This window comes from Nisaea sediminum (assembly GCF_014904705.1).
In the GTDB taxonomy this organism is placed as follows: domain Bacteria; phylum Pseudomonadota; class Alphaproteobacteria; order Thalassobaculales; family Thalassobaculaceae; genus Nisaea; species Nisaea sediminum.
Map to the genome: position 1 here is coordinate 79,133 of NZ_JACZCQ010000010.1, position 10,768 is coordinate 89,900.

At 62.6% G+C, this 10,768-nt stretch carries 12 protein-coding genes; 1 reads left to right on the forward strand and 11 read right to left on the reverse strand.

Annotated elements, in window-relative coordinates; all coding sequences use genetic code 11:
* Positions 1–132: 132 nt before the first annotated feature.
* Complete coding sequence (locus IG122_RS19280; protein WP_193187581.1) at positions 133–558, forward strand: hypothetical protein; 426 nt, start codon at positions 133–135, stop codon at positions 556–558.
* 24 nt (positions 559–582) lie between these two features.
* Here the strand turns inward: IG122_RS19280 and IG122_RS19285 are convergent, their stop codons facing one another.
* From IG122_RS19285 to IG122_RS19335, 11 genes are all read right to left on the reverse strand, one after another.
* Entirely contained in the window at positions 583–1,125 is a 543-nt protein-coding gene (locus IG122_RS19285) for a hypothetical protein (RefSeq protein WP_193187583.1), read from the reverse strand.
* 202 nt (positions 1,126–1,327) lie between these two features.
* Complete coding sequence (locus IG122_RS19290) at positions 1,328–2,542, reverse strand: prohibitin family protein (RefSeq protein WP_193187585.1); 1,215 nt, start codon at positions 2,540–2,542, stop codon at positions 1,328–1,330.
* Positions 2,535–4,253: a cyclic peptide export ABC transporter gene (locus tag IG122_RS19295; protein WP_193187587.1), complete on the reverse strand. Its 1,719-nt coding sequence runs from the start codon at positions 4,251–4,253 to the stop codon at positions 2,535–2,537. Before IG122_RS19295 ends, IG122_RS19290 begins: the two co-directional genes overlap by 8 nt.
* A 23-nt stretch (positions 4,254–4,276) precedes the next feature.
* A complete protein-coding gene (locus IG122_RS19300; RefSeq protein ID WP_193187590.1) occupies positions 4,277–4,471 on the reverse strand; it encodes a hypothetical protein in 195 nt (64 codons plus the stop codon).
* Positions 4,472–4,565: 94 nt separating this feature from the next.
* Positions 4,566–5,051, reverse strand: a complete 486-nt coding sequence (locus IG122_RS19305) for a YcjF family protein (RefSeq protein WP_226893765.1) — start codon at positions 5,049–5,051, stop codon at positions 4,566–4,568.
* 143 nt (positions 5,052–5,194) lie between these two features.
* A complete protein-coding gene (locus IG122_RS19310; RefSeq protein WP_193187592.1) occupies positions 5,195–7,219 on the reverse strand; it encodes an autotransporter domain-containing protein in 2,025 nt (674 codons plus the stop codon).
* 14 nt (positions 7,220–7,233) lie between these two features.
* Positions 7,234–8,511, reverse strand: a complete 1,278-nt coding sequence (locus IG122_RS19315; RefSeq protein ID WP_193187595.1) for an outer membrane beta-barrel protein — start codon at positions 8,509–8,511, stop codon at positions 7,234–7,236.
* A gap of 67 nt (positions 8,512–8,578) precedes the next feature.
* Positions 8,579–9,325 carry a hypothetical protein gene (locus tag IG122_RS19320; protein ID WP_193187597.1) on the reverse strand — a complete coding sequence of 249 codons (747 nt, stop codon included), beginning with the start codon at positions 9,323–9,325 and terminating at the stop codon, positions 8,579–8,581.
* Positions 9,322–10,116, reverse strand: a complete 795-nt coding sequence (locus tag IG122_RS19325; RefSeq protein ID WP_193187599.1) for a thioesterase II family protein — start codon at positions 10,114–10,116, stop codon at positions 9,322–9,324. Before IG122_RS19325 ends, IG122_RS19320 begins: the two co-directional genes overlap by 4 nt.
* Positions 10,116–10,322 (reverse strand): MbtH family protein, encoded by a 207-nt coding sequence (locus IG122_RS19330; RefSeq protein WP_193187987.1) that lies wholly within the window; start codon positions 10,320–10,322, stop codon positions 10,116–10,118. Before IG122_RS19330 ends, IG122_RS19325 begins: the two co-directional genes overlap by 1 nt.
* 5 nt (positions 10,323–10,327) lie before the next feature.
* Positions 10,328–10,525 (reverse strand): hypothetical protein, encoded by a 198-nt coding sequence (locus tag IG122_RS19335; protein WP_193187602.1) that lies wholly within the window; start codon positions 10,523–10,525, stop codon positions 10,328–10,330.
* Positions 10,526–10,768: the final 243 nt, after the last annotated feature.

Genomic DNA, 10,768 nt, shown 5'->3' on the forward strand with positions numbered 1-10,768 from the left:
TATGATGAACGCGATCAACGCTTTCGGCGGGCGGGAACGTCGGCCGGAGGGACAGTATGATGATCTTCGGGCGAACACTGCCCGAATGTGGCCAAGAACTGGCCGCTTCCTTTCAGAACGGGAGGACATCGAATGGTCGAGAGACGAAGCAGGTCGGTTGCCCTCGATCTACGCGTGCTGGACGATGCCCGGCGTGAAGATCCCGGCTTGCTCAACGAGTTTGATCGTTGCGACGAGGAATTCGCCCAGGCTCGGCGGGAGATCGTCACATGGCTGGCTGAGGAGCGGGAGCAGGCCAGCGAAGGGAAGGAACGGGAGCCCGACGGCTGGAGCGAGCAAAAAAGCGATCCAGCGCGGCACCATCATGGGGCGCGACTGTTCCTGACCGCGCGTCTCGCACGGCAATCCGGACTATCGGCAGGACAGATGCGCCGTATCCTTAACGGGAAGGGGCCAATCACGTCCTATGTCGCCCGGCGCCTGGAAACTTTCTTCCACGAATGCGGCGAGGAACTCGACCTGCCGCACATTCATCGTCGGCCCAAACGGCGGGTCTAGGCCGCCGCGAACAGGCTCCCATGGTCAGGAGCGTTGTGCGCGCAGCAGGTCGATGATCGCGTCGATCAGGCGGACCACCGCTTTCTGCGCCATGTCGCTCTCCCCGCCGGCAGAGGGCTGGGTAAGCGGCACTACGGCCATGGCCGACGCACTCCAGATCGTGACCGGCAGCGAACCGATCCGGTTCAGGGCCGCCTTCTGGGCATCGGTCAGCCGGGTGAACATCTCCGGCGGGATGCGCGTCTGGAATGACAGGTCGACATGGAGCGCACAGTGGCTCCCGGCGATGGCGAAGTTCTGACTGGTGATCAGAAGGACTGCCGCGAGACCGGATTTCTCGTCGTCAACAACCCCGAGCGAGGCCAGCTGGGCGTCGAGATGGTTCTGATAGTCTTTGACCTGCCACTCGATATTGCAGGTCTTTTTCGACTTGGTATCAAGAACAATGATCGACTCGTGATAGGCGTTCAGCTCCTTGGCGATCGCTTCCGTGGCGCCGGCTTTTCCCGGAGCGGATATGCCCAATGCCAGCAGCAAGGCGGGCAGGAGAAGATGAAGCGTTTTCATGATAACGGCTCCCTGCCATGAAATGTATGACGGGGCAACCGACGGCCTTACCGGTCTGAGACAGCTCAGCGCCCCGTAGGCATAAGATTAATAGCAGATAGCAATTATCCGGAGAAGACGGATAGGTTGCGGTTCTATGCCGCACGCAACCGCATTTCCCGAGCCTGGCCGTTTGCTCCGGGCCTGACGCGAGACGCGCCGGTCACTGTTTTGGTGGCTGACTGTCCCCGGATCCTTCACCGGTCAGCTTTTTCAGCCACTGACTGAGCTCGCCTTCGGCGTTCGGATCGGCAAGCGGCAGATCTCCGGCCGTGGACGGTGCGGTGGATCCTGTGGCGCCGTGTTGCGCCTGGGGAACTTCCGGAGGCGCCGCGGAGGTCTGATTCAGGGCGGCTCCGGACGCGGTCAGAGGTGGCGGGCCGGCGAGGGACGGCATCTTCAGCAGATCGCTGCGCGGCCCGATCTGGGCCGGATCGCTCTGGGTGCCGGTATCGGCTCCCTTCTTCAGTTGGTCTGTGCCGATCTTGTCGAGGCCGGATTCCGTGTTGAGGATGATCGGCAGGCCGTTTTCGCCGCCAATGATCACGACCTTCGCATTGTTCGACTGGGCGAGCTGCAGGGTGGCCTCGATGCCGCGCCAGCGCAGGTAGCTCGGGGTGATGCCGGGGGCGACGATCTCCTGGAAGCTCCGGATACCCTCGGCCTCGATCCGCTTGCGCTGCCGTTCCTTTTCCTCGAGACGCAGCCGGAAATCGTAGGCCTCGCTCATATGGCGCACGCGTTCCTTCTGCTCGATCGCGTTGCGCACGAAGCTCGGCAGCGTGATCTCCTCGATCAGCACGTCCTCGAGATCGACATAGGCCTCCTCGAAGGGAACGTTCGAGGAAATGTTGGCGAGTTTGCTCTGGAACCGGGTCTGGACGATGGTCTGCACCCGCTCGCGCCGGGTCGAGTAGAGGTCGGACGCCTCGTTCTCCGAGATATAAGTCAGGATCAGCGTCCTGAGCTGCGGGTGCATCAGGGTGTCTTTGTATTGCGGCCCGAGGCTCTTGTGCAGGTAACCGGCATATTGGCTGTTGATCACAAAGCGGCTGGAGACATTCACAGTTATCTCAAGGCCGTCGATGCTGAGGCCCTTGACGCTCTCGTTGATGCGCTGCAGGCGCGCATCGTACATGTAGATCTTGTCCCAGGGCAGAATGAAGTGGATGCCTTCGCGCAGCTCGCGCCCGGGTGTCGTCACGGTGCCGCCGAAGAACCTGTACCACATCACCCCGACCGATCCCGGCGGGACGGTGTAGACGATCAGCGGCCAGAGCACGACGATCAGCAGCAGGAAGACCGCGCCGGTGGCGAAGAACTCGACCCAGTGCCTGTTCGTCCAGTTCGACAGCCCGTCGAAGAAGCGCCTAATCATGGAAGAACTCCGGATCGTAGGCCGCCATCATGCCGTCTTCCATGTGCATCTGCCTGTCGGCCGCGTCGAAGAACCGGTTGTCGTGGGTGACGGCGATTATAGTGGTTCCGCCCGAACGGAGCATACCCAAAATCTCCCGGTAGAACTTGCGCCGGAACATCGGATCCTGGTCGGCAGCCCATTCGTCGAGTACCAGTATCGGGCGTTTTTCCAGCGCTGCCGCCAGCAGAGCGAGACGCTTGCGCTGCCCGGTCGAGAGATCGACGGTCGAGAAGCGCTGTCCGTCGAACTTGACCTTTCCGAGGATCTCGAGCGTCGAAATCCAGTCATAGGCCTCGTCGCGCGCCTCGTCCGATATCCCGTAGAGTTCCGAGAACAGATGGAAGTCTCCGAACACCGCGGCGAAGATTTCCCGGAACTCCTGCAGCTCGGTCTCTCGCAGGACCTTCCCGTCGATCAGGATCTGGCCCTCATGCAGCGGATAGAGACCGGTCAGAACCCGTAGCAGGGTCGATTTTCCGGAACCGTTGCCGCCGGTTATGAACAGCACCTCGCCGCGGGTGATGGTCAGGTCGATCGGTCCGATGGCGAAGCTGTCGTTCGGATCCCCGTTGGGCGGGTGGTAGCGGAAGACCGCCTTACGCAGTTCCAGCGTCTTGAAGTTAGCGAAGCGCGAGCGTTCCGCCGGTCCCGCATCGGCGATCGGCCGGCCTTCCTCGTCGGTTTCCAGCTCGACGCCAGAGAGCTTCTTCAGATGCCGTTCCAGATCCATGATCGCCTCGGCGGCGGCCGACGCGTTCTCGAAGATCGGGATCGAGCCGATCAGGCCGGAGATCGGGCCGATGATGAAGAGCACTGCGGTGGTCGATTTCTGCACCACGTCGGAATAGCCCGAGGTCATCATCGGAACGACGAAGACCATGGTGCCGAGCAGCAGGTAGAAGGCGGTCTGCGAAAAGACGAAGTTCTTCGCCAGCATGATCTGCGTATTGCCGCGCATTTCCGAGGCGCGCTCGCTGATCTCCTCGATCCGCTTGATGATCGCGCGCGCCTTGGAACGGCTGAGCTTGGCTTCCTTGAAGCCGTCCAGCAGATCGTCGATCGTCGTGTAGACGTCGTTGTCCATCTCCAGCGTGCCGCGGAGATCGGTGCGGACCGAATAGGATTTCTTCCAGTAGACCATCAGCGCCACGGTCATGAAGGCGACCAGCGCGATGAAGGAGGTGAGCGAGATCCAGGCGATGTAGAGCGTGGTGAACAGGATCAGGATCGCCATCTGCACCGCGATCGTCACCGTCGAGGCGGATTGCGACAGGGTCTGCATGTGGCGGGCGATGCCGCTGTAGATCACCGCCCGTCCGAGCTGCTCGACATCGAGCAGTTCGCAATATTGCAGCTGGTTGACGATGCGCATCCGCACCCGGTGGATCATCGCCTCCACCTGTTCGGCGGCCTGCGTCAGGATCCAACGCTGGGCGACGACATAGAGCAGCATCGCCGCGGCGAAGAAGACGGCGTAGAGCGGCCGGGATTCGGATTGTTCCGCGTGCTCGGCCGCAGAGTTGATGATCGCCAGGATCATCGCGTTGCTGAGGCCGGCAACGGTCGCGACGGTCAGTGCCCGGCGTGGCGAGAGCGTGGCCTCGCGGCGCAGGAACTTGATCAGGCCGTTGGACGCGACCAGATCGGCGGCGGCGGAACCGGTCTCCATCGCGATACTCCTTCCCGGTGCGCCTAGCTATCGGCCGATGAGCCGGAGGACGCTTTCTTCGGGAAAGGTCTGAGGAGCGCAAAAATGAGCCCAACGAGCAAGGGCGTGAAGATCACCGAGCAGAGGAAGACCCCGAAGGCCCCGATACGGCTGCGCCGGCCGGCGATGGCGAGAACCAGGCAAAGCAGCAGATAGATCGCGATGGGCAGAAGTTGCATGAGGTCTGTCCGTTATCGGCGCGTCGACATTACGTCTCGGGCCGGACGGGTCGCCGTCCGGCCAAACAGGCGCAAGTGTCTGGGGCCGCCTGACTTAGGCCGCGGCTTTCGAGCCGCTCTTGCCGGAAGCCTTGGAGACGCCTTCCTCGAACTCTTCCTTGAAGTGCTCGCGCATGGCATCCGGATCGAAGTTGAGGACGGTCCCGCCCGCTTCGAAATGCTGGATGAACACCTTGCCGATCGCATAGGTCGAGGCCGTGGTGAAAACCGGAGCCGTCAGTACGCCGAGAATGGTGCCGATGCCCGGGACCGATTTCAGCAGGCTGGAGGCGCCGCGGGCGAGGCCGGCCGGAACCAGGCTGCCAAGCAGGCCGGCAATGATCGTCTTCACGACATTGCGGGAGAAGGGCACCTGATAGAGGCTGGCGAGATCGCCGACCATCTTGATCTGAACGAGGGTGACCGCGGCCAGATCCACCCACGGCAGAGGGATGAAGCTCGCGCCGGCGGACCAGCCCATATAGGTGTTCACGATGCTCGAGGCTTCGACGCGCCGAGCGGCCATTTCTTCTTCAGTCATGATTTTTCTCCAGACATGATGAAGCACTGTTTCGCACTAAGTGGTCGCCAGAGCGGCCGTTCCGCAACGTTGTGCGCCCAGTCCGTCGGAGGCCTTTATCAATTATTTCAAGCATATCCGACAGCCCTTCCGAGCACAACCGCTCAGAAGGTTTTAGCGATTCTGAGTTGCGGCATGATGAAGCTCTCCTCGCCCCCCGCACCGACGGAGGCGGCGACGCGCAGTTCGCCGCGCAGTCCGTTGTCCGCCAGGTATCTGAGACCCGCGGCGATATTGAACAGGCTCTTCGCCGCGGCTCTTGAATCCGCTTCGATCGTCTGCCCGGAGGACAGCCGGCCGTCGATCTCGCGCTTGTCGTCCAGCAGGTCATGCTCGTAGCCGAACCCGAGATAGGGTTGCAGCAGGCCGTTCCGGGTCTCGACGTCGGTCCAGAGCGTCAGGTCGATCCCAGCCTTTACCTCCGCGACCTTACTGTCATCGACGGTGAGATTGAGGAATTGCGCCCCGCTTTCGGTGAAACCGTCGACCGAGGACCAGCCGGCCCCGAGGCGGCCGCTCACGGCATAGCCGATACGCCGGCCGGATACGCGGGTGGAGCGGTCCCAGCGCGCCTCGATCTCGGTGGAGGCACCCCAGCCCTCGGTGTCGCTTCGCGCCGTCGGCATCACCGAGAAGCCGGTATCGCGTTCGATGTCGTCGAGCGTGTGGTAGGAGACGTTTGCCTGGATGCCGAGACCGAACGGGCCGCGCCGCCAGTCGGCGAAGCCGCCGAAGGTCACCGCATCGTTCTGGAACGAGCCACCGCCATTGAAGGAGGAGTCCAGCTTGGAGTAGCCGATCTGGGCGCCGAAGATGAAATCCTCGGCCATTTCCGGCGGCCGATAGGCGATCCCGGCAAGCGCCATCTGGCTGTCGTAGTCGTAGCCGGAAAAGTCGCCGTCGGCGTCACGGCTTCCGAGTCCGTTTTCTGCGATCATGAAGAAGGTGCTGTTGCCGATCTGCTGCGTCACCGGCGTGGCTGAGCCGCCGGTGGCCCCGGGAGCGTCTTGCCCACCGCGGAATTGGCCACGCAGCGCGGCGAGAACCGAACGCTGCTGGACCAGCCCGGAATCCGCGAGCGCCGCCAGCCTTCCGCCGTCCGTGTCGACCGCCTGCAGGGTGGCGCTCACCAGTTCGTAGATATAGCCATGCGCCGCCGTGGTCGGGTGCTGTCCGTCCCAGTAGAGCGTGGCGTTCTCGCTCGCCGCGTCCGGGCATTGTCCCGTCGCGACGTTCGAACTGATGCACTGGCCGGTCAGATTGGTGAAGCCGTATGCGCTTGCCCGCGCGTCGATATCGTCATAGAGCGCATCCAGATCGACCAGGATGATCTCCATCCCGGTGCTGGCGCGGGCGCTCGCGAGATATCCCGGAAGGCCGGCATTGTGCAGGGCAGAGAGCCGTCCTGACTGGGCGAGCTGATCGGCGGAGAAGGCAGAGACCAGCGTCGGCACCCGGGTCAGGTCGAACAGATTGAGCACGATCGCGCGCCTGGCGCCGAGACCCGACGCGGTGCCGAGGCCGGTCCGTATGAAGCCGAGGGTCTGGTCGACGATGCCCTGTTCGGTGAGGCCGTTCGTCGTGCCGTTGGCGTAATTGGTGTAGTCGTTGCCGCCGGTCAGGATGGCGAAGGTCGCGCCGCGTACATTGGCGACGGTGCCGGCGGAATTGTAGGCCGTCAAGTCGTCGAGCACGGTGATCAGGCCGGGCGCATTGCTCGGCAGGTCTTCCGTTCCCGCCTTGGCGCCGCCGAAAGCGAAACTGAGGCTGACCCCTTCCTGCGCCCCCGGGTTGGTGGTCGAGCCGCAGAGGCTCGAGAGCCCCTTGGAGGCGTTCTCCGTCGCGCAGTTGGGTTCGCTGAAATAATAGTCCATGTAGTAGAGCTGCGTCGGCGCCAGCCGGTCGGTCCAGTTCAGGCCGTTCGAGAAGCGCCCGCTGAAGTAAGGCGGGCTTTGCGGGACCACGTTCGTCGGTGTGATCAGCGTGGTGGCGATGAAGCTGTTCTGGTTGTCGACCAGGCTGTCACCGAGAAAGATGTAGCGCTCATCGGCCGAGGCCGTGGACGTGAAATTCAGAAACGCGCCACATATGGTTGTAGCGCAAGCCATGCGAATGATCGATTTCGTCATGTCCACCTCCCGTATCAGAACGTGACAACGACGGACACTGTCGCCGCAGTTTCGCTGTACTGGACGGATTCAAGGAACGCATCGTTCACCAGCTGGTTCGATGCGGTGGCATTGAACATGAGCTCGACCCTTTCGTGCACCTGCCAGGCAGCGGTCATGTCGAGTGTTAGGCTCTTTGCCGTGTAGGTCGTTCCCTCGATTTCATAGTAGCGCGCAGTCGGGCCGATCTTCACGTAGATGTCGTCGGCCGGTTTGTAGAGGACGGCGGCGCCGGCAAGGTTGGTGAAGAGGCCGCCGGACGTTTCGATGTTGGTTTCATCAAACGTCCGTTCGATGACCGCTCCGACGCTCCAGGTGTCGTCGATCCTGTAGGACGCCTGGGCGGTTCCGACGGCGGAAACAACTTCGCCGATCGTCGGGGCGTTGAAATACTGTGCGAAGCCGATGGCGCGCACCAGGCCGCTGAAATTGCCATGCTGAAACTCGGCGCTGAAGCCGAACCGGGCGCCTTCGGAGTCCCGGTCCTCCGGCAGAATGACCGAGGAGCCGGTATAGGTAATGCCGATGGGACCGCCGAATACGGAGGTCTTGCCCCAGCTGTGATGCTGGCCGATTTCGAGCGTGAGATTGCTCTCCTCGCGGTCCTGCGACTGCACGCGGCTTACGACAGTGACGTCGATGTCCGTATCGTTCGAGATGTCCTGAAAGCGGCCGAGCAAGTTGACGAAATATTTCTTGTTGTCCCAGCCGAGCGCCGCTTCAAGCGTGTTTGTCTGCGTGGTTCCGTTCAGGTTGCCGTTAAACTGCAACGGGTCGTTCTTGCCGATGATGCTCTCTTCGCTGAGCAGGCCGGCCCGCAGATTGAGCTCTTCGGTGAAGTCGTACCGCCCGCTGAGCGTGCCGGAGAGCGCGGTGCTCTTCTGGTCCCTGATGTCGAGCGCCTGCTGGTCGACATAGCCGACGGTCGCCGCCAGCGCATGCTCTTTCCAGGTCGATCGGGCGACCGCGTTAACCGCAAAAATGCGTTTGAAATCCGTCTCTTCGGTCGGGTCGAGGCGGATATTGTCCGTCAGCTGCATGCCCGCTTGCGCCCGGGTGAAGAATTCGAACCCGCCAAAGGTGAGGCCCGACGGCTGCTCGAATCCCTGAACCGGTGGAAGCGGAGCGATCTGCGCCGCTGCCGGCAAAGCGATGCAGGCCCCGGCGAGGATCGTCATCCCGGCCGCGATCCCTGGCCGCAGGCGCTTTGCCGCGGCGGCCGGATAGCTGGCACTCGTTGCTGTTTCGGTCATTCACTCATCCCCCCGATGGTCAGCCGGCCCATCCCCTTCATGGGCAGCGGCGACGCCCCCTATTCGGTCAGTTCGATTTTACCGTCCCGGAATCCTGTTGTTTCGGTGCGAGCACGGTCGGGATCGTTCCGAAGGCGGACGCGGTCACCACGTCCCGGCAATCCAGCCCGTTATCGAACTGGCAGAACGGAACGTGCAATTTGGCTGTCAGCCCGGTGCATGTGCTGACGAAGAGCGGGCTGGACAGGTAATCTCCCTGCTCGCCGTCGTCGAGAGGGCCCGCCATGACGCTGGTCGCGGCATGAGCGTCATTCGCGCCGTCGAACTGCAATTCGGCAACGATCCGGAACAGCCCGAGATTCGTCAGGTTTCGGACGGTGACGACCGGGATGCAGTTGTCGTTCTTGCTGTGCTCGCTGCGATCCGTCGTGATCGCGCGTGAAACGACGATCTGGAGCGGGCCGCCATGGCCTGTCGTATATTCCCACTTCAGGACCGGCTCTTTGGTCTGCGGGTCGATCGTGCGCGTCAGGCTGATGATACGGCCGTGGTCGCTGACCGCTGTTACCGCGTCCGAGGAATAGTACTGATCGATTTTCCAGGTTCCGTCCTGAAACAACAGGACACGCTGGCCGATCGTCCGAGCGCCGAGCCCGCTCGACGGAAAGGCCTCATCGCGGTCAACGAGCGATGAGGCCGGTGGCTTGTTCCCCGTGGTCGTCGCGGCGGCTTTGCCCGAAGTCTGCGCGATCGCCGGGCAGGCGGAGGCCACGAGAAAGAGAGTGAATACGGCAAGCGCTTTCAGGCACTTCATGTTCGTCCGCTCCTGCCCACGTCGTTGAGGGAGACTATCACATCGGCGATTTGGGTGAAGGCAAGGCCGGGCGTCTCGTGAATAAAAAAATGTCCGCCCTCGATCTGGATCAGCCGGTGATCCGCCTCTGATCGCCCGGCCCAGGCGGCATCCCGCCCGTCCGCCGTCGCCGGATCCACGGTGCCGGCAATGGTTGCGATCGGACATTTAAGGCGCATGTCCGGGGAGCGCGCATATCCGTCGTTGGCCCGGAAATCCGCCCGCATGACCGGCAGCAGGAGTTCCGCCAGCTCCGGCATTTCGTCGAATTCGGGAGGGAGCCCGCCGAGGCGGCGCACATAGTCGAGGAACGCATCGTCGGGCAGGTCGGCGACCGAAGGTTTTGGCTCCGTCTGCGGCGCCGCGCGGGCGAGTGTGATCACGCCCGCGACCTCGTGACCCGACTGTTCGAGCTGAAGAGCGGTCTCGAAGGCAAGCAAGGCGCCATAGCTGTATCCGAGCAACAGGGGCCGCTCCCATCCCTCGCGGACGATGGCGGCCGAGACCTCGCGCGCGATCGCGAAAGCATCCTCTTCGGCCGGTTCGCCGAAACGTTCCTCGCGTCCCGGCAACTGGACGGGGACGATGCGTATGTCAGACAGAGCATCGGGCCAGTCGCGAAAGAACCCGGCCCCGGCGCCGGCTGGAGGAAAGCAGATCAGGACGGGGGCTGGACCTGCCTTGGGACCGGCGCGCCGCTGCGCAGGCAGCCATGGCGTCGCGGCCGCCAAGGGGCGTGCCTGCCCGTGCATCAGTCGCGCACGCTCTTCGGGCGCATGTCGGTCCAGACCTCTTCGACATGGGCGAGGCAGGACTCGCGCGAGCCGGTAAAGACCGACCGCCAGCCCGCCGGAACGGCTTTCGCGGCCGGCCAGAGGCAATATTGTTCTTCCGCGTTGAGCAACACCTGATGGGTGGCCGCTGCGCTTTCAGCCGGCTCGGGCGTTTTCTCGGACATGCTGCTCATTTTTTCCTCGTCTGCTTCTTGTCGGCGCCACCGGCCTCCGTGCGGCCATTTGCCTCGTCCGGAGACTCCTCTTCCTTCGGCAATATTCCGAGGCGGCGTTCCCGTCTCTCATACATGTCGACCGTCATCTTATAGGTCGGGTGCGCCCACATGACGAACAGGGCCAGTTTCAGAAGGGCGACAGCGAAGGGCATCGAAATACCGTAACCATGAATACGTATTTTTTGCGTGTCGCGGGAGCGCGGAGCCCGCCCCGAAACCAGCGTCCGAACCAGGAGGTGATTTCCATCCAACGCAACTCCACTATGAAATGCCGGGAAGGCGTTTGCAATGGATAAATTATTTGTTCACAATGGGTTCCGGGCGGTCATGTCGTCTTGGAAAGAGGCGGCTGAATAGCATAAGCCGACAGCTTTTCGAATTTGGTTTAGGATCGG